Consider the following 19,296-nt stretch of genomic DNA (forward strand, 5'->3'; position numbering starts at 1 on the left):
TCTCAGAATGTCAGGTAGATAACGAGCGCCGACAGGATGCCGGCCAGCGCGATCAGCAGATAGTCGGCGATCCGGTAGAGCTTCAGTGCCCGCCTGATATCGGTGCTATCGGCCTCGCGCCGGCCGCCTTCGCCCATGAACGCATCCTCGACGACAACGCCGCCATAGCTGCGCGGTCCGGCCAGCGCCAAGCCAAGCGCGCCGGCCATTGCTGCTTCCGGCCAGCCGGCATTGGGCGAGCGGTGCTTTCTCGCGTCGCGCCGCACGGACTGCCAGGCGTTGCGCGGGTCGGCGCCTTTGACGATGAAAGCGGCAAGCACGATCAGCAGCGCCGTCAGCCTGGAGGCCGGCAGGTTGATGAAATCGTCGAAACGCGCGGCCGCCCGTCCAAAAGCCTCATGGCGCGGGGTGCGATGGCCGATCATCGAATCGGCGGTGTTGGCGGCCTTGTAGGCGACGCCGCCGGCCAGCCCGCAAACACCGGTCCAGAATGCGGGCGCGACGATGCCGTCGGAAAAATTTTCGGCCAGGCTCTCGATCGCGGCGCGGGCAACGCCCGGCTTGTCGAGCTTTTCCGGATCGCGGCCGACGATGCGCGAGACGGCGATGCGGCCGAGCGTCAGCCCGCCTGTATCGAGCGCATCGGCCACTGCCTCGACATGCTCGGCCAGGCTCTTCTGCGACAGAAGCGACGATGCCAGGATTGCCGTGACGAGCAGGCCGGCGGGAAAGATCTGCCAGAGGAGGATTTGTATGGCGAAAGCGATGGCCGCCGGCACCAGAACGATAACCAGCAATGCCCTGACGCCCCGGCGGCGACGCAGCGCGTCGGAATCAGTGGCGTGGTTGAGCCTGCGGTCGAGAAAGGATATCAGCCTGCCAAACCAGGTGACGGGATGGCCGATGGCGCCAAACAGCCAGTCCGGGTAACCCAGGATACGTTCGATGGCTAGCGACAGGAAGGCAATCAGGATCGACATGAAGCTTTCTGATGGAGCGATGGCTGCATTGGATCATGGCGGAAGCCTTGGCCGGGCGAGCGCGCTCTTCCCTCACGCGCCACAGCCTTTCGTCGATCTCTCGACGGGTATCAATCCGCACTCCTATCCGCTTTTCGAAGTGCCCGCCACCACCCTGTCGCGATTGCCTGAAACCGCGCGAGCCCGTGAACTGGCCGAGGTCGCGGCGCGCGCCTATGGCGCGCCGTCGGCGGCGCATGTGGCGGCGGCGCCCGGTACGCAGATCCTGTTGCCGCGCGTCGCCTCGCTGGTGAGCTCCGGCAAGGCTCTCGTGTTCGGGCCGACCTATGCCGAGCACAAAAGGGCCGCCGCGATCGCCGGCCATGCGGCGGCCGAGGTCGATGATTTCGAGGCGCTTGCCGGGGCCGATCTCGCCATCGTCGTCAATCCCAACAATCCCGACGGGCGTGTCGTCGAGCGCGGCAGGCTGCTCGATCTTGCCGGAAAACTGCGCGGCAGAGGCGGCCTGCTGGTCGTCGACGAGGCGTTCATGGATGTCGGCCCACGCGCCGAAAGCCTGGCCGGCGATGTCGGGTCGGGCAATATCGTGGTGCTGCGCTCCTTCGGCAAGTTCTTTGGCCTTGCCGGCCTGCGGCTCGGCTTTGCCCTGGCCGACACGCTGACCGTCGAGAGGCTGGAGGCGCAATTGGGGCCGTGGGCGGTCGCCGGCCCTGCGCTCGACTACGGCATCCGCGCGCTGGCCGACACGGATTGGCAGACCACCATGCGGCTGCGCCTGGCGCAGGATGCGGCGCGGCTCGACGCGCTGTTCGGCCGCTTCGATGTGCCTGTCGCCGGCGGAACGACGCTGTTCCGTTATCTTCGCCTTACCGATGCGGCCGGGTTGTTTTCGGCGCTTGGCGAGCGTGGCGTGCTGCTTCGTCATTTTGCCGACCGGCCACAGGTATTGCGCTGCGGGCTGCCGGGTTCCGATGAGGAATGGCAGCGGCTCGAATCGGCGCTTGCCGACTGGGCCGCGCGGCGCGACGATAGCGCCAAGGAGATCGCGCGATGATCCATGTCTGTTCGCTGGCGAAAGTCGAGGAGACCGTGGCGAGAACCGGCGCCGAGCGGCTGCTCTCGCTGCTTGCCGCCGGCACCGAAGTGACACGCCCGGCCTCGATCGCCAGCGAGAACCATCTGCATCTGGTGATGCACGACATTGCCGTCGCCCAGGAAGGCATGACCATGCCGGGCGAAGAGCACGTGCGCAATTTGCTCCAGTTCGCGCGCCGATGGGATCGCGTGAAGCCTATGGTCGTTCATTGCTATGCCGGCATTAGCCGCTCAACCGCCTCGGCCTACATCATCGCCGCAGCACTGGCACCGAAGCGCGATGAGGCGGAATTGGCGCAGACGCTGCGGGCGCTGTCGCCCTCGGCGACGCCCAACCCGCGGCTGATCGCCGTCGCCGATGCCTTGCTTGATCGCAATGGCCGCATGATCCAGGCGATAGAGGCGATCGGGCGTGGCGCCGACGCTTTTGAGGGCACGCCCTTCGAGTTCAGGATCGACTAGTTCCGATCAGGCCAGCCAGTCGGCGAGCTTCGCCCTGCGGACATCCTTCAACAGCGTGATGAAACCGTCGGCCTGATGCTCGGCGGTCAGCCGGCCTTTCTCGGCCGTGGCGATGCTGGCGTCGCCGACCACGCCGTTCGGGTTGAGATCGCTGGCGATCCAGGCGAAGGCGTGCGTGCCGGTGTGGCGCAGTAGCCCGAATTCCTTTTCCGCCCGGCCGACATTGGAAGCGAAGTTGGCGGCCTTGCCCATGTCGACGAGCTCCGGGCGGAAGTGCAGCATCAGCGAGGTCTCGACATCGCCGCCATGAATGCCGTGGCGGTCCTCCAGTTCGGTGTACATGCCGGACGGGCGGCCAAAGCGCTGCCAGCTGGTCTTCACCGCCAGCATCCTGTCGCGCACGCGCAGTTCGCGCGTGATGATGCCCATGATCTCCTCATTGCCGCCATGCGAGTTGACGACGATCAGTTTTCGCACGCCGGCGCGGGAGACCGACAGGCCAAGCTCGGTCCAGGCATCGACCAGGGTCGTCGCCGGCAAAGTGAGTGTGCCGGGCGCATGCAAATGCTCGTTCGACTTGCCCACCGCTTGCACCGGCAGGATGCGGATGTCGAGATCGTCGGGCAGGCGGGCAATCACCGTTTCCAGCATGCCGTTCATGATAGAGGTGTCGGTCGAAACCGGCAGATGCGGACCGTGCTGCTCGATCGCCGCCACCGGCAGAACGGCGATCGTCGCTTCCGGGTCGATCGTGGCGTATTCGGTGGTCCGGTAGTCACCCCACCACACGCGTCTGTTTGCAACGGTCATGTTTGCCTCTTTCATGTGACCGAGACCTAGCGCGCCAGACAGCGCCTGTCGATCATGCCGCCGCGATGACCTCGATCTCGACCTTGAATTCAGGACGGGCAAAACCAGAGACGATCATCAGCGTCGAGGCCGGCGCCGGGCTGGAAAACAGCCGATCGCGGACGTCCATGTAGGGTCTGAGAAATGCGCGGTCGGTGACGTAGGCGTTGATGCGCATGATATCCCCGAGTCCGAGCCCGGCTTCGCCCAGAATCGCCGCTATGTTCTGGAAGCAGAGTTCGGCCTGGGCACCGGCATCCTCCGGGATCTGGTCGTCGGCGGTGATCGCGACCTGGCCGGAACACAGCACCAGGCGTTTGCCTGCAGGCACTTCGACGCCATGGCTGTAGCGGGCGAAGGGCGGCTTGATCGACTTCGGCGTGAGAAATTTGAACATGGCAATCTCCGGTTTTCGGCAGCCTAAGGCCGGATCGCACGCCGCTTCAAGATGCGGTGCATGTGATCGGGGCGATTGTGGACAGCCGTTCAAAAAATAGGCACGATGCCTCCCATACGGCATGACCCGTCATGGCTTGGCGCACGCCTGCTGCGCAAGCGGACGGCCCCCGGCGGTGGCATGTGTCTTGCTTCTTGAATCAATGGTGTCGAGCCCGGCGCGCGGCGCGCCGGAGCAAACAGAGGGTGGTGTCGATGTACGGAAAAGAGAAGATCACGGCGGGCGCAATCGTCCTGCTTGCCGCAAGCACGCTTGGGGCTGCGGCGAACGAGAAAGTCACCTTCGGCACCAATTGGCTCGCCGAGCCCGAGCATGGTGGCTACTACCAGGCGGTGGCGGACGGCACCTACGCCGCCTGCGGCCTCGACGTCACCATTTCGCAGGGCGGTCCGCAGGTTAGCGGACGGCCGTTGCTGCTCGCCGGCAAGCTCGATTTCTATATGGGCGGCAATCTGCTGTCGGCTTTCGATGCCGTGCAGCAGGGCATTCCGATGCGCGTCGTGGCCGCCGACTTCCAGAAGGACCCGCAGGTCATCATGTCCCAGCCTGGGCAGGGGCTGGACAAGTGGGAGGACCTGAAGAACGCCGAGCAGTACATCCTCGGCGACGAGGGCGCGCAGACCTTCTTCCAGTGGATGGTCACCGAGCTCGGCTTCGATGCCGCCAAGCGCGTGCCCTACACGTTCAATCCGGCGCCGTTCATCGCCAACAAGAAGTCGATCCAGCAGGGCTATGTCACGTCTGAACCATTCGCCGTGCAGAAGCAGGGCGGCTTCGTGCCGAACCAGTTCCTGCTTGCCGACTATGGCTGGGACACTTACGCCACCACGGTCGAGGTCATGCAGGAGACGATCGACAAGCGGCCGGAGGTTGTCCAGTGCTTCGTCGATGGCTCGGCCAAGGGCTGGTACAACTATCTCTACGGCGACAACAAGGCCGCCAACGACATGATCAAGAAGGACAATCCGGACATGACGGATGAGCAGATCGCCTTCTCGATCGAGCAGCTGAAGAAATTCGGCGTGGTCGATTCCGGCGACACGGAAAAGCTCGGCATCGGGGCGATGACCGAAGCGCGCATCCAGAGTTTCTACGACAAGATGGTCAAGGCCAAGGTGGCGCAGCCCGGCATCGACATCAAGAAGGCCTATACGCTCGCCTTCATCAACAAAGGTGTCGGGCTGGACCTGAAGAAGTAATCGTGAAGCTGGAGACAGTGGCGCAGGCGCCTGCAATGGCATCGGGTGAAGGCCCGATGCTTTTGGCGCTGCGCAATGTCGGCAAGGTCTTTTCCAACGGCGTGACGGCGCTGAGCGACGTCGATCTCACCATCCGGGAAGGCGATTTCCTCAGCCTTCTCGGTCCGTCGGGCTGTGGCAAGTCGACGGCGCTGAGGCTGATCGCCGGCCTGTCGACGCCGACCTCCGGCGTGCTCGACTGGCGCGGTTCGATCGACCGCTCGAATATCGGCTTCGTCTTCCAGGAGCCGACGCTGCTGCCCTGGGCTGACGTGTTCGACAATGTCTGGCTGCCGCTCAGGCTGAAGGGCGTGTCGCGGGCCAAGGCGGCGCCGGCGGTGATGGAGATGCTGGAACGCGTGCATCTGACCGGCTTCGAGAACGCCGTGCCGCGCGAGTTGTCCGGCGGCATGAAGATGCGCGTCTCGATTGCCCGCGCCATGGTGACCAAGCCGCGTATTCTGTTGATGGACGAGCCTTTTGCGGCCTTGGACGAGATCACCCGCTTCAAGCTCAACAACGATCTTCTGGAACTCTGGCAGGACGAGCGCTTCACGGTCGTCTTCGTCACGCACAGCGTCTTCGAAAGCGTGTTCCTGTCGAACCGGGTGGTCGTCATGGCAGCGCGGCCGGGCCGCGTTCATGCCGAACTTGCCATCGATGCGCCCTATCCGCGCGACGAGGCGTTTCGCACCTCGCCCGACTATGCAGCACTCTGCCGTGAGGCGTCCGACGTGCTGGTCGGCGCCATCAACTCAACCGCCGGACCGCATCATGACGGCCAGTGAAGAGACTGTGCTCAAGCTCGACCCCGAGGAGGCGCGCCGCGTGCGCCAGGAGCGGCTCGAGCGGATCGGCCGCTGGGTGCTGCCGCTGGCGATCATGATCCTGGCGATCTGGCTGTGGGACCGCGTCTGCGTCTGGAACGAGATCCCGAAATACATCCTGCCGCGCCCGGGCGTGGTGCTTCAGACGCTCTATGACGATGCCGGGCTGCTGTTCTCCTCGCTGCTGGTGACGCTCAGGATCACCTTCCTCAGCCTGCTTCTCGCCGTGATCGGCGGAGTCGGGCTGGCGGTGCTGTTCGCGCAATCGAAATGGGTGGAGATGTCGTTCTTCCCTTTCGCCATCGTGCTGCAGGTGACGCCGATCGTGGCGATCTTTCCGCTGATCAACATCTATGTCGACAATCAGACGGTGAAGCTTTTGCTCTGCGCCTGGATCGTCGCCTTCTTCCCGATCCTGTCCAACACCACGCTCGGCCTCAATTCAGTCGACCGCAATCTGCGCGACCTGTTCAAGCTCAACGGCGCGACCCGCTGGCAGCAGCTGCGCTACCTCAGGCTGCCGGCGGCGATGCCCTATTTTCTCGGCGGGCTGAAGATCGCCGGTGGCCTGTCGCTGATCGGCGCCGTGGTGGCCGAGTTCGTCGCCGGCGCGCAGGGACAGTCGTCCGGGCTGGCCTCGCGCATCATCGAGGCCGGCTACCGGCTCAACGCGCCGCGCCTGTTCGCGGCGCTGATCCTGATCTCGCTCGCCGGCATACTGATCTTCCTGGTGCTGTCGCTGGTGTCGCATCTCATTTTGCGGCGCTGGCATGAGAGCGCGCTGAAGCAGGAGCGATAGGGTGGGTGAAATGTCGGCGCGAAACACCCCCCTTTGTCCTGCCGGACATCTCCCCCTCAAGGGGGGAGATTGGATGTCATTTCGGATTTCGCCAACTACAGAAGTTGCAAGAAGTGCGCCACGGGTGAAGTTGCCAATCTCCCCCCTTGAGGGGGAGATGTCCGGCAGGACAGAGGGGGGCAAGACTTGATACCCGACTCTGGTTCATATCGTCTCGCCAACGCTCGCGTTCATCAGTCACTGACGCCGGGCCTTGCTGCTGCTTTTGACAGCGACGGCTTCGCGCTTGCCGACATCACCGTCGCTGACGGCAGGATATCCAGCATTGTCGCGCATGGCCGGTCGAAGGTGCCGGCGGACGCCACCGACCTTGGCGGCCGTATCGTGCTGCCGTGTTTCGTCGACTGCCATACCCATATCGACAAGGGCCATATCTGGCCGCGCAGACCCAATCCCGACGGCACCTTCATGGGCGCGCTCAACGCTACAGGGGCCGACCGCGCCGCGCGCTGGAGCGCCGAGGACGTCGCGCGGCGCATGGATTTCTCGCTGCGCTCGGCCTACGCGCACGGCACCAAGGCCTTACGCACGCATCTCGACAGCGTCGCGCCGCAGGAGGAGATCTCCTGGCCGGTGTTCGAGACGATGCGGGACAAATGGCGTGGGCGCATTGAGCTGCAAGCTGCCTGCCTGCTCGGCATCGAAGGCGTGCGCGAGACAAAATGGTTCGAGAAACTGGCGAAACGTGTCGCCGCCGCCAAGGGCGTGCTCGGCGTCGTCACCTATATGGTGCCGGACCTCGAGGAGCTTCTCGATAAGGTGTTTTCTGAGGCGATCAAGCATGGGCTCGACCTCGATTTCCATGCCGACGAGACCGACGATATCGCGGCGATCTCGCTGAAGAAGATCGCCGAAGCGGCGCTCTGGAACGGTTTCGAGGGCAACATCCTGGTCGGCCATTGCTGCTCGCTGGCGCGCCAGCCGGATCTCGACGTGCTTGACACGCTGGACAAGGTGGCGAAGGCGGGGCTCGCCGTGGTGTCGCTGCCGATGTGCAACCTCTATCTGCAGGATCGGCGCGGCGACAACACCACGCCGCGCTGGCGCGGCGTGACGCTGCTGCACGAGATGAAGGCGAGGGGCATTCCGGTGGCGGTCGCATCGGACAATACGCGCGATCCGTTCTATGCCTATGGCGATCTCGACATGCTGGAAGTCTACCGCATGGCGACCCGCACCCTGCATTTCGATCACCCAGTCGGCGACTGGCCGCAAACCGTGGCGTCGACGCCGGCCAAGGTGATGCGGCTCGACGATTTTGGCACGCTTGCCGCCGGTGGTGCGGCGGACTTTGTCGTCTTCAAGGGCCGGAGCTGGACGGAATTGCTGTCGCGGCCGGAATCGGATCGCATCGTGGTGCGCGACGGCAAGACGATCGAACGCAAGCTGCCCGACTATGCCGAACTCGACGAACTGATGGTGGGATGATGGACATTGCGGCGCTGAAGCGCGACCTCGACGGTCTGAAGGTCGACGACCATCCGGCAATCGTCCAGCAGAAGAGCCGTGACTTCTACTGGTACAGCCCGGTGCTGAAACAACAGCTCGACCATGTCACCGGCGACCTGATCGTGACGCCGAAGAGCGAGGAAGAGGTCATCCGTGTGCTCGCCGCCTGCCACCGGCATGGCGTCCCGGTGACGCCGCGCGGCAGTGGCACCGGCAATTACGGACAGGCGATGCCGCTGTCGGGTGGCGTGGTGCTCAATCTCTCCGAGATGAATGCGGTCAAGGCGATCGCGCCGGGTCGCGTCGTCACCGGACCGGGAGCGGTGCTGGCCGACATCGACAAGGCGACGCGGGCGCATTCCGGCCAGGAGCTGCGCATGTCGCCGTCGACCTACAACACCGCCTCGATCGGCGGTTTCGTCGCCGGCGGTTCGGGCGGCGTCGGCTCGATCCGATGGGGCGGGTTGCGCGATCTCGGCAATGTCATCCGGCTCAGGACGGTGACGATGGAGGCCGAACCGCGCGTCATGGAACTCACCGGCGAGGACGTGCTGAAGGTCATGCACGCCTACGGCACCAACGGTATCATCACCGAGGTCGAGATGCCGCTGACGGCGAGCTATGACTGGATCGATGTCATCGTCGGTTTCGACGATTTCATGGACGCCGCCGGTTTCGGCAACGACCTCGCCATCCAGGACGGCATATTGGCGAAACTGATCACGCCGATCGCAGCGCCCATCCCTTACGACTATTTCAAGCGGCACCAGAAATTCTTCCGGCGCGAGCAGAGCATCGTGGTGTGCATGATCGCGCCGCATGCAATGGACGCCTTTGACGCCTTCGTCAGGAGCAGCAAGGGCGAGATCGTCTTCCGCGCCGACCAGGGGGTCGACCTCAAGGGACTGCCGCCGGCCTATGAGCTGACCTGGAACCACACGACGCTGCGCGCCATCCGGGTCGACCCAACGATCACCTATCTACAGGCACGCTATCCGTCGCCGGACCATCTCGCCCACGTCAAGGCGATGGTCGACCGCTTCGGCGACGAGGTGCCGGCGCATCTCGAGTTCATCCGCTTCGACGGCGCTATTGGCGCGGCCGGCCTGCCGCTGGTTCGCTTCACCACGGCGGAGCGGCTGGACGAGATCATCCGCATCCATGAGGACAATGGCTGCTGGATCTTCAACCCGCACCGCTACACGCTGGAAGAGGGCGGCATGAAGCAGACCGACGAGGTGCAGCTTGCCTTCAAGCGCGAGACCGACCCGCAAGGGCTGCTCAACCCCGGCAAGATGATCGCCTGGGAAAACCCTGATTACGACTACCGTTCGGGCAAGTCGTTCCTGTTCAAGGGGCTGCAAAGGGCGGGGTGATGAGAGGTTTGCGCCCGTCCACCCCCCTCTGGCCTGCCGGCCATCTCCCCCTCAAGGGGGGAGATTATTCGCTCCGCCGCTTTCGCCGATCTCCAATGTTGGAAGGACAGGCGCGGCGAAAACGCTGCCAATCTCCCCCCTTGTGGGGGAGATGCCCGGCAGGGCAGAGGGGGGTGCCTCGCGCTGACCTGGGCAATGCTTTCCCATGAAAGTCCTGGTCCTCTACGCGCATCCGGTCGAGACCAGCTTCAATGCCGGCCTGCACCGGACGATCGTGGAGCGGCTGACGGCGGCCGGCCATGCCGTAGACGACTGCGATCTCTATGCCGAGGATTTCGACCCGCGGCTGACACGGGCCGAGCGGCTCGGCTATCACGACCAACGCGGCGAGGGCGATGCGGCCGCCTTCTATGTCGAGCGCCTGGTGCGGGCCGAGGCGCTGGTGTTGTCCTATCCGGTCTGGAACTTCGGCTTTCCGGCGATGCTGAAAGGCTTTTTCGACCGCGTTTTCCTGCCCGGCGTGTCGTTCAGGCTGGTCGACGGCAAGGTGCAGCCGTCGCTGCACAACATAGGCAAGCTGGCCGCCGTCACCACCTATGGCGGCAGCCGTTTCCGCGCCATGCTGATGGGCGATCCGCCGCGCAAGCTGGTCAACCGCATGCTGCGCGCGACGATCAAGCCCGGCGCTTCCGTCTCCTATCTCGCGCATTATTCGATGAACCTGTCGACCGACGAAACGCGCAAGGCATTCATGGCGAAGGTCGGCGCCAGCATGGACGCGTTCTGATGCGCGTGCTGGTGGTCTATTGCCATCCGGTGCCCGAAAGCTTCTGCGCCTCGATCCGCGACTGTGCCGTCGAGGTGCTGAAGGCGAGGGGCTGGGAGGTGCGGCTGCTCGACCTCTATGCCGAGAATTTCAATCCGGTGATGGGCTGCGACGAGCGGCGCTTCTACAATGAGCGCGCACCGCAGGATCCGGCGCTCAAGCCGCATTTCGATCATCTCGGGTGGGCGCAGGCGATCCTCTTCGTCTATCCGACCTGGTGGTATGGACTGCCTGCAATGCTCAAGGGCTGGCTCGACCGGGTGTGGGCGACCGACGTCGCCTTCAAGCTGCCGCCGGGCAAGGGGCGGATCAAGTCGCTGATGACGCATGTGACCAGGGTCGGCGTGATCACCACCTGCGGCGCGCCGACCTGGTGGAGCGTCGTCGTCGGCCAGCCGGGCCGCAAGACCATCCTGCGCGGCATGCGGGCGCTGTGCGCCACGCGCTGTCGGACCTTCTTCCTGGCGCACTACCGCATGGATTCCTCGACGCCGGCGACCAGGGCGGCGTTTCTGGGCAAGGTGCGGCGCAAGCTGGAGCGATTCTAGGCTGCTTGCCTTATCGGCTGCGGACTTCGAACGTTACAGTCCGAACCAGCGGGCACGGCGGCTCGATTTAAAAACCTCCTTGTCCGCGCGCAAGGCGACCGACGGCTCGTGGTAGGTTCCGGTCGGCTTTGGGCCGGAGAAGAAATCCACCTCGACCTTGCCGATGCGTCCGCCGCCGAACTCGATATAGCAGGTGCCGAACCCATCATACTGCGTTCCGTTGCCGGTCTTGCGCAGCCTGGCGATCAGGTCGCTGGCCACGGCGCGCGCGGCCCCTTCGGCGAACACACCGGCTTTCGGCGTGCCGGTGTTGGCGCCGTCGCCTACCGCGTAGACGCCGGGATAGCGGGTTTCCAATGTCCGCGGATTGACCGGGATCCAGCCGTTCTCGGCCATGCCGCTGTCGATCACCACGTCGGGCACGCGATGCCTGGGGACGCCGAGGAACAGGTCGAATTGCATCTCGACCCCGTCGTCGAGAATGGCGACCTTCCGGGCATTGTCGATCGAGGCGATGCGGCGGCCGGGGATGAAGCCGATATTGCGCTCGACGAAGGCGGCCACCAGCGCACGGGAGGTTTCGGGCGATGGTGGCACCGGGCTCGGCAGCGGCAGCACGAAGCTGATCTCGCAGGCACCGCGCACACCGCGATTGACCAGATAGTCGTGCAGCATAAGGGCGCATTCGCTGGGCGCCGGCGGGCATTTGTAGGGCGCGCCGCAGACCCCGACCAATGCCTTTCCTTTGGTGAAGGTGGGCAGCACGTCGCGCAGGCGCTCGGCGCCGGCGACCGTATAGAATTCGTTGGCGCCCGCCAGCCCCGGCGTGGCGTCGAAATCATAGTCGGCACCAAGCGCCACGATCAGGAAGTCGGCCTCATGCACGCCGCCATCGGTGGTGACCCGCCGGTTTTCGGCATCGATGGCGGTGACCGTCTGCCTGAGCAGGCGCACGCCCGGTTTCACGAAGTTGCGGTACGGCATGCGCACAGCATCCGCCGTCTTGTGGCCGAACATGACGTCGAGCTTTGAAAAACCGAAGACGAAAGCGTCGCTCTTGTCGATCAAGGTCACGTCGATGTCCGCACCGAAAGTCTCGGACAACAGGGTGGTGAGTTCGAGGCCGCCAAAACCCGCCCCAAGGACAAGGACGCGCGGCTTGCTTGTTGTGTTCATTTTCCCCTCCTTTGTGTTGCCGCATGCAAAATGCGGCCCCTGTGGCCGTCCGGCGTTATGCGATGCCGGTTGGGCCAGGACAGCAGCGTAGCAGTGTCCTCGGCAAAGATCACGGTAAGGAAAATTTCGATCGGTGTGAAAAGGGCGCAGCCAGCTGGGCGATGCTACATGCGCACCCGTTCCGCCTTCGGATCATACATCGGCCTCAGCGATACCTCGGCGGCAAAGCGCTCGCCGGCGATCTCGATCTCGTAGGACGAGGCCAGCACGTCCGCCTCGCTCTCGCCCTTGCAGGGCACATAGCCGAGCCCCACGGCGCCACCGAGATGATGGCCGTAATTGCCCGAGGTGATCGGGCCGACGATCTTGCCATCGCGCAGGATCGCCTCGTTGTGGAAGAGCAAGGGTTGCGGGTCCTTCAGTTGGAACTGGACGAGCCGGCGTGACAGACCGGCATCCTTCTTCCGCAGCACGGCATCGCGGCCGAGGAAATCGCCCTTGGCCGTCTTCACGGCAAAGCCGAGGCCGGCTTCCAGCACATTGTCCTCGTCGGTGATGTCGTGGCCGAAATGGCGGAAGGCCTTTTCGATGCGGCAAGAGTCCAGCGTATGCAGGCCGCAGAGTTTCAGGCCGACATCGGCGCCGGCGTCCGAGATGGCCTCGAAGACATGGGCTGCCTGGTCGGTCGAGACATAAAGCTCCCAGCCGAGTTCGCCGACATAGGTGACGCGATGGGCGCGGGCGAGGCCCATGCCGATTTCCATCTCCTGAAACGTCCCGAATGGGTTGGTTTCGTTGGAGAAATCGTTCGGGCTTACCTTCTGAATCAGTTTCCGCGCGTCCGGGCCCATCAGGCAGAGCACGGTCTCGGCGGCGGTGACGTCGGTGATGACGACGAACTCGTCGGCAAGATGCTTGCGCAGCCATGCCAGGTCGCGTTGCAGCGTCGCGCCCGGCACGACGAGGAAATAGGCCGTTTCCGACAGACGCGAGACGGTGAGGTCGCTTTCGATGCCGCCGCGCTGGTTGAGCATCTGGGTGTAGACGATCTTGCCCGGCGCGACGTCCATATCGTTGGCGCAAAGCCTTTGCAGGAAGGCGCAGGCGTCCCGACCCTCGACGCGGATCTTGCCGAACGAGGTCATGTCGAACAGCCCGACGCCGTTGCGGACAGCGAGATGTTCCTCGCGCTGGTTGTCGAACCAGTTCTGCCGTTTCCAGGAATAGCGGTATTCGCGCTCCTGGCCTTCTCGGGCGAACCAGTTGGCGCGCTCCCAGCCGGCAACCTCGCCGAACACGGCGCCGCGCGCCTTCAGCTGTTCATGCAGCGGCGAGCGCCTGATATTGCGAGAGGTCGCCATCTGGCGAAAAGGGAAATGGTCGGCATAGAGCAGGCCGAGCGTTTCGGAGACGCGCTCCTTGAGATAGCGGCGGTTCTTCTGGAACGGCTGAGCGCGGCGGATGTCGACTTCCCAGAGGTCGAACGGCGCTTCGCCGTCGTTGATCCACTGCGCCAGCGCCATGCCGGCGCCGCCGGAGGAAACGATGCCGATCGAATTGTAGCCGGTCGCCATCCAGTAGCCAGACAGCTCCGGCGCCTCGCCGAGATAGTAGCGGTCGTCAGGGGTAAAACTCTCGGGACCGTTGAAGAAAGTGTGGATGCCGGCGGTCGCCAGCATCGGCATGCGGTTGACGCCCATTTCGAGGATCGGCTCGAAATGCTCCATGTCCTCCGGCAGCTGGTCGAAGCAGAAATCCTCGCGGATGCCGTCCATGCCCCAGGGCTTGGCCACCGGCTCGAAAGCGCCAAGCATCATCTTGCCGGCGTCCTCCTTGTAGTAAGCGCATTCGTCGGGCACGCGCAGTACCGGCAGCCGGGAGAGACCCGGAATTGGTTCGGTGACCAGATAAAAATGCTCGCAGGCGTGCAGCGGGATGGTGACGCCATTCTGCGCCCCGAGCTCGCGTGCCCACATACCGGCGCAGTTGACGACGATGTCGGCCTCGATGGTGCCTTGCTCTTCGCCTTGCGCCCAGGACACGCCGGTGACGCGGCCATTCTTGGTGTGAACCTTGGTGACCTTCACGTTCTCGATGATGGTCGCGCCGCGCTGACGCGCGCCCTTGGCCAGAGCCATGGCAATGTTGGCCGGGTCGCACTGGCCGTCGAGCGGCAGGTGCACCGCGCCGACGACATCCGAAATGTTCAGATGTGGGTACATCTGCTTGACTTCATTCGGCGAAATCTCGCGCACGTCGACATCGAAGGCACGGGCCAGCGATGCCTGCCGGTAGATCTCGTGCTTGCGCTCTTCGGTCAGAGCCACGGTGATCGAGCCGACCTGGCGCATGCCGGTGCCGACCTCGGTCTCGGCCTCCAGCTTGACGTAGAGGTCGGCCGAATATTTCGCCAGCCGCGTCATGTTCTGCGAACCGCGCAACTGGCCGATCAGGCCGGCGGCATGCCAGGTCGTGCCCGATGTCAGCTGCTTGCGTTCGAGCAGCACGATGTCGGTCCAGCCGAGCTTGGCGAGATGGTAGGCGACCGAACAGCCGGAGACGCCGCCGCCGATGATGAGCGCGCGGGCTTTGGTGGGGATGGTCTTGGCGCTCATGCGGCCTCGCGGCGGTAGCTGGACACGAAACGGCGCAGGCGCCGTGCTGCTTCCAACAGCACAGGCTCGGGCTGGCAGAGGCTGACGCGGATGTGGCCGGCGGCGGCCTCACCGAAGCTGGAACCCGGCATCACGCCGACCTTTTCCTCATTGAGGAAGGCAAAGGCGAATTTCTCGTCGTCGGGCTCGATGGCACTGATATCGAGCATGACATACATGCCGCCCTCGGATCCGCGCACGGTGACGTTGTTCATGCCGCGCATGGCGTCGAGCAATACGGTGCGCCGCGCCGCATAGCGTTCGGCGATCTCCCTGACGCCATAGCCGTTCTCGAGCGCCTCGGCACAAGCGATGCTGATGAAGGCCGGCAGGCCGTAGGTGGTCACCAGATTGAGGTTGACCAGCAGCGAGATCATCGTCTCCGGGCCGGTCAGCCAGCCCATGCGCCAGCCGGTCATGCCATGGCTCTTGGACATCGAATTGATGACCAGCGTGCGCTCGGCCATGCCGGGCAGGGCGCGCGGCGACAAATGCTCACCGCCGCCTAGCGTCCAATAGACCTCGTCGGACAGCAGCCAGAGGTCATGTTCCCGGCATATCTGCGCCAGCTCTTCGAGGTGCTGGCGCGAATAGACAGCGCCCGTCGGGTTGTTCGGCGTGTTGATGAGGATGGCGCGCGTGTTCGGCCGGATTGCCGCACGAATCATATCGGCGTGCGGCTGGAAACCATCCTCGGCGGGGGTCTCGACGACGGTAAAGTCGGCGCCCGCCGCGCTGAAGGTGTTGGGATAGGTCGCGTAGTAGGGGGCAACCACGATGGCATGGTCGCCCTTGTCGAGAACGGCCTGCACGGCGGCATAGAGCGCTGCCTGCCCGCCCGGCGTGGCGATGACCTGGTCGGGATTTGTCGGGATGCCGGTGCAGGCGGTTGAGGCCGCCGCCATCGCCTTGCGCAGGCGCGGCAGGCCGGGCAGCGGCGTGTAGTGGTGATTGCTGCCGCGAACCGCGGTCACGCAGGCTTCGATGGTCTGCTCCGGCGTGTCGAAATCATGGTCGCCGACCGACAGCATGATGATGTCCTCGCCGGCCTGCTTGCGGGTCCAGGCGGCGAAATGAACCTCCCATCCGTCCTTGCCGGACGGCACGATGCCGGTGATGCGGGACGAGGGTCTGGGCATTATTGAACTCCCGAAATCTGGTAGCCGGCCTGTTCGAGCCGGTCGCGCAAGGCGGCGATATGGGTGGGGCTGACTTCGCAGCAGCCGCCAACGATGCTAGCGCCGGCCTCGACCCAGCCGATCGCCTGGTCGGCATAGGCCGCCGGATCGAGATCGTGGCGCGCATGCAGCACCTCGACGGTGCCGCCATGTTTGAGAGCCTCGACCGAGGTGAAGCCGTTGGCATAGGCGCCGACCGGGCCGCCCAGCGCGATCAGCTCGGGCAGTGCGGCGCTGACGGCTTCGGGCCGACAGCAATTGATCAGCCGTGCGGCGAGCGGCAGGCCGTCGAGCGCGCCGGACGCCGTCGCGATCGCTTCGCCGCTGCGCAGGCGTGGTGCGCCATGGTCGGCGAGCGTCCACGACACCCAGACCGGCTTGCCGCTTTCCGATGCAGCGGTGACGGCGGCGCGGGCCTCGTCGGTCGAGGCCATGGTTTCGCACAGGAACAGGTCGACACCATCCGCCTGCTCGGAGACGATGCGGCGATAGGTGTCGAGCGTCTCCTGGTAGGAGATGGTCAGCGCCGGTGCATAGCTGCCGAACAACGGCGACAGGCAGCCGGCGATGGTTGCCTCTCCGGCTTGCTCGGCGGCCTGCCTTGCCAGCTCGATGCCGCGCTTCTGCAGCGGCTTGAACAGGTCTTCTGCTCCTTCCCGCGCGAGCCGCTCCGGTGTCGCCGAATAGGTGTTGATGGTGATGACGCGGGCGCCGGCACGGATGAATTCCGCATGCAGGTCGCGCACCAGATCCGGCTCGTCGATCAGCACCCTGGCCGACCACAGCGGCGTCGGTTCGGACTTGCTGCGGCGAACCAATTCCTGGCCCATTCCGCCATCGGTGAGGATGACCGTCTTCATGCGCGCAGCCTTTCGTTCTTCGGGTCCCACAGCGGCTCGTCCTTCTGCACGACTGCCTGAAAACGGTCGCCGAAGATCTCGACCTCGACAGCGGTTCCGGGCTCTGTCAGGTCGGCGCGCAGCATGCCGAGCGCAATCGACTTGTCGATGCGATGACCCCAGCCACCGGACGTCGTCTCGCCGACGATCTGGCCGTCATGCCAAAGCGTCGACATATAGGGCGCATCGCAATCGCCGGGGTTCTCGACCACCAGCGTGACGAAGCGCTTCTTCACGCCTTGCTGCTTCTCGTTGAGCAGTGCTGCCTTGCCGCGGAAGGCGGGCTTGTCCCATTTGACGAAGCGCTCCAGCCCACCCTGCAGGATCGAATAGTCGGTCGACAGGTCACCCTTCCAGGCGCGGTAGCCTTTTTCCAGCCGGAGCGAATCCAGCGCATACATACCGAACGGTTTCAGGCCGTGCTTCTGGCCGGCGGTCCAGACGGCCTCGAAGACCGTGGCGGTGTCGCCAACTTTGGTGTGAATTTCCCAGCCGAGCTCGCCGGCGAAGGACACGCGCACCAGCTTGGCCCAGTGTCCGGCGATGCTGGTTTCCTGATGGGTGAGCCAGGGGAGCGAAAGGTCAGCGGCACAAACCTCGGCGAGGATCTTGCGCGAGTTGGGACCGGCGAGGATCTGCGTCGAATATTCCTCGGTCCGGTCGATCAGCGTGAATGGCGCATCCCCAAGCATGCGTGACTTCAGCCATTCGAAATCATGCCATTGCGCCACTGCCGCGGTGATCAGCGTCATCTGGTCCTCGCCGTGGCGCACGACCGACATTTCGGTGACGATGCGGCCCCTGTCGTCCGAGAAATAGACGAGCCCGATGCGGCCCGGCTTCGGGACCAGGCCAGTGACCTGGAGGCTCAGCCAATCGGCGGCGCCGGGACCTTCGAGGTTGAAGCGCGAGAAGCCCGGCAGGTCCAGAATGCCGGCAGCATCGCGCACCGCCAGGCACTCTTCACGCACGCGGTGTTGCCACGGCCCGTCGCGGCGGAAGGTCAGCGTCGATTCCTCCGAGACATCGTCGCCCGGCTGTGCATACCACGTGGCGCGCTCCCAGCCATTGTAGGCGTCGAAGCGGCCGCCGAGCGCCTTGATGCGATCATGCAGCGGCGACAGCTTGCGGTCGCGTGCCGCGGGCCAGGCATGGCGCGGGAACTGGATGGCGTATTCGTTGCCGTAGATCTCCATGCCCTTGGCGACGCAATAGTCGGATGCGGCGGCGTGCGACGTGAAGCGGCGCGGGTCGCAGGACCACATGTCCCATTCCGTCTGGCCTTGCGTGACCCATTCGGCCAGCACCTTGCCGGCGCCGCCGCCCTGCGCGATGCCGAAGGTGAAGACGCAGGCCTCGAAGGCGTTCGGTACGCCGGGCATCGGTCCGATCAGCGGGTTGCCGTCCGGCGCATAGGGGATCGGGCCGTTGATGACCTTGGACAGGCCGGCCGTGCCGAGGATCGGCACGCGGGCGACGGCGTCGGCGAGGTAGTGCTCGAGACGGTCGAGATCGTCGGGGAACAGCTGGAAGGAAAAATCCTCCGGCATCGGGTCATTGTGGGTCGCCCAGTGCGCACGGCAATTGCGCTCATAGGGGCCGAGATTCATGCCGGTCTTTTCCTGACGCAAATAGTAGGAGGTGTCGACGTCGCGCAGCAGCGGCAGTTTTTTCCCCTGTTCCTTGCTCCAGGCGGCGAGCTCGGGGATCTCCTCAAACAATATGTACTGATGACTCATCACCATCATCGGCACTTCGCGGCCGAACATTTTGCCGACCTCGGCGGCACGGTAGCCGGCGGCGTTGACGACGATCTCGCAGCGGATCTCGCCCTGGGCGGTCTCGACCACCCATTCGTCGTTCTCGCGGCGCACGCCGGTGACCGGGCAGAAGCGGATGATCTTGGCCCCCATGTCGCGTGCGCCCTTGGCCAGCGCCTGCGTCAACTGCGCCGGATCGATGTCGCCGTCGCTCGGGTCGTAGAGCGCGCCCTTCAGCTCATGCGTTTCGATGAACGGGTAGCGGCGCTTGATCTCATCGAGGCCGACAACGTCGATGTCCATGCCCTGGTAGCGGCCCATGCCCTTGGCGCGCTGGAACTCCTGCATGCGTTCTTTGGAGTGGGCGAGCCTGAGCGAGCCGGTGACGTGGTAGTTCATAGGGTAGTCGACCGCGTCGGCCAGCCCGCGATAGAGCTCGGTCGAATAGCGCTGCATGTTCATCAGCGACCATGACGAGGAGAAGGTCGGCACGTTGCCGGCGGCGTGCCAGGTCGAGCCGGAGGTCAGCTCGTTCTTTTCCAGCAGCACGCAGTCGGTCCACCCCGCCTTGGCAAGGTGGTATAGCGAAGAGGTGCCGACGACACCGCCTCCGATGATCACCACGCGTGCCGTGGTCGGCAAACCGGCCATGTTCTCCTCCAA

Annotated in this window: 17 protein-coding genes; 9 read left to right on the forward strand and 8 right to left on the reverse strand. The window is 64.6% G+C overall.

Going from position 1 to position 19,296, the window contains the following annotated elements; all coding sequences use genetic code 11:
* Positions 1 to 2: 2 nt before the first annotated feature.
* Positions 3 to 980, reverse strand: coding sequence for an adenosylcobinamide-phosphate synthase CbiB (gene cbiB, locus DH08_RS20225; protein WP_192180995.1), 978 nt, complete (start codon positions 978 to 980; stop codon positions 3 to 5).
* Here cbiB and cobD point away from each other — a divergent pair.
* Entirely contained in the window at positions 979 to 2,034 is a 1,056-nt protein-coding gene (gene cobD / locus DH08_RS20230) for a threonine-phosphate decarboxylase CobD (protein WP_192181053.1), read from the forward strand. The two genes, cbiB and cobD, sit on opposite strands and share 2 nt — an antisense overlap.
* The gene (locus DH08_RS20235; protein WP_192180996.1) at positions 2,031 to 2,537 is read left to right on the forward strand and encodes a tyrosine phosphatase family protein; all 507 of its coding nucleotides are present in this window, start codon (positions 2,031 to 2,033) and stop codon (positions 2,535 to 2,537) included. The genes cobD and DH08_RS20235 overlap by 4 nt, the downstream gene beginning before the upstream one ends.
* Before the next feature lie 6 nt (positions 2,538 to 2,543).
* Here DH08_RS20235 and DH08_RS20240 read toward each other — a convergent pair whose 3' ends face one another.
* Entirely contained in the window at positions 2,544 to 3,347 is an 804-nt protein-coding gene (locus tag DH08_RS20240; protein ID WP_192180997.1) for a creatininase family protein, read from the reverse strand.
* Between the two features lie 52 nt (positions 3,348 to 3,399).
* Complete coding sequence (locus DH08_RS20245) at positions 3,400 to 3,783, reverse strand: RidA family protein (protein ID WP_192180998.1); 384 nt, start codon at positions 3,781 to 3,783, stop codon at positions 3,400 to 3,402.
* 254 nt (positions 3,784 to 4,037) lie between these two features.
* Between DH08_RS20245 and DH08_RS20250 the strand changes: the two genes are divergently transcribed.
* The 7 genes from DH08_RS20250 (at position 4,038) to DH08_RS20280 (ending at position 10,966) form a co-directional block, all read left to right on the forward strand.
* Positions 4,038 to 5,042, forward strand: coding sequence for an ABC transporter substrate-binding protein (locus DH08_RS20250; protein ID WP_120012821.1), 1,005 nt, complete (start codon positions 4,038 to 4,040; stop codon positions 5,040 to 5,042).
* 2 nt (positions 5,043 to 5,044) lie between these two features.
* A complete protein-coding gene (locus DH08_RS20255; protein WP_192180999.1) occupies positions 5,045 to 5,869 on the forward strand; it encodes an ATP-binding cassette domain-containing protein in 825 nt (274 codons plus the stop codon).
* Positions 5,856 to 6,707 (forward strand): ABC transporter permease, encoded by an 852-nt coding sequence (locus DH08_RS20260; RefSeq protein ID WP_192181000.1) that lies wholly within the window; start codon positions 5,856 to 5,858, stop codon positions 6,705 to 6,707. The genes DH08_RS20255 and DH08_RS20260 overlap by 14 nt, the downstream gene beginning before the upstream one ends.
* A 186-nt stretch (positions 6,708 to 6,893) precedes the next feature.
* Positions 6,894 to 8,195: a cytosine deaminase gene (locus tag DH08_RS20265; RefSeq protein ID WP_192181001.1), complete on the forward strand. Its 1,302-nt coding sequence runs from the start codon at positions 6,894 to 6,896 to the stop codon at positions 8,193 to 8,195.
* Entirely contained in the window at positions 8,195 to 9,592 is a 1,398-nt protein-coding gene (locus DH08_RS20270) for an FAD-binding oxidoreductase (RefSeq protein WP_192181054.1), read from the forward strand. The genes DH08_RS20265 and DH08_RS20270 overlap by 1 nt, the downstream gene beginning before the upstream one ends.
* Positions 9,593 to 9,797: 205 nt before the next feature.
* Complete coding sequence (locus DH08_RS20275) at positions 9,798 to 10,379, forward strand: NAD(P)H-dependent oxidoreductase (protein WP_192181002.1); 582 nt, start codon at positions 9,798 to 9,800, stop codon at positions 10,377 to 10,379.
* Positions 10,379 to 10,966 (forward strand): NAD(P)H-dependent oxidoreductase, encoded by a 588-nt coding sequence (locus DH08_RS20280; protein ID WP_192181003.1) that lies wholly within the window; start codon positions 10,379 to 10,381, stop codon positions 10,964 to 10,966. The genes DH08_RS20275 and DH08_RS20280 overlap by 1 nt, the downstream gene beginning before the upstream one ends.
* A gap of 33 nt (positions 10,967 to 10,999) precedes the next feature.
* Here DH08_RS20280 and DH08_RS20285 read toward each other — a convergent pair whose 3' ends face one another.
* From DH08_RS20285 to DH08_RS20305, 5 genes are all read right to left on the reverse strand, one after another.
* The gene (locus DH08_RS20285) at positions 11,000 to 12,142 is read right to left on the reverse strand and encodes an NAD(P)/FAD-dependent oxidoreductase (protein ID WP_192181004.1); all 1,143 of its coding nucleotides are present in this window, start codon (positions 12,140 to 12,142) and stop codon (positions 11,000 to 11,002) included.
* Between the two features lie 164 nt (positions 12,143 to 12,306).
* Positions 12,307 to 14,757, reverse strand: coding sequence for a GcvT family protein (locus tag DH08_RS20290; RefSeq protein ID WP_192181005.1), 2,451 nt, complete (start codon positions 14,755 to 14,757; stop codon positions 12,307 to 12,309).
* The gene (locus DH08_RS20295; protein WP_192181006.1) at positions 14,754 to 15,935 is read right to left on the reverse strand and encodes a pyridoxal phosphate-dependent aminotransferase; all 1,182 of its coding nucleotides are present in this window, start codon (positions 15,933 to 15,935) and stop codon (positions 14,754 to 14,756) included. Before DH08_RS20295 ends, DH08_RS20290 begins: the two co-directional genes overlap by 4 nt.
* Positions 15,935 to 16,834 (reverse strand): homocysteine S-methyltransferase family protein, encoded by a 900-nt coding sequence (locus tag DH08_RS20300; protein WP_192181007.1) that lies wholly within the window; start codon positions 16,832 to 16,834, stop codon positions 15,935 to 15,937. The genes DH08_RS20295 and DH08_RS20300 overlap by 1 nt, the downstream gene beginning before the upstream one ends.
* Complete coding sequence (locus DH08_RS20305; protein ID WP_192181008.1) at positions 16,831 to 19,284, reverse strand: GcvT family protein; 2,454 nt, start codon at positions 19,282 to 19,284, stop codon at positions 16,831 to 16,833. The genes DH08_RS20300 and DH08_RS20305 overlap by 4 nt, the downstream gene beginning before the upstream one ends.
* Positions 19,285 to 19,296 lie beyond the last annotated feature (12 nt).

It is taken from the genome of Mesorhizobium amorphae, assembly GCF_014843845.1.
In the GTDB taxonomy this organism is placed as follows: Bacteria; Pseudomonadota; Alphaproteobacteria; order Rhizobiales; family Rhizobiaceae; genus Mesorhizobium; species Mesorhizobium amorphae_A.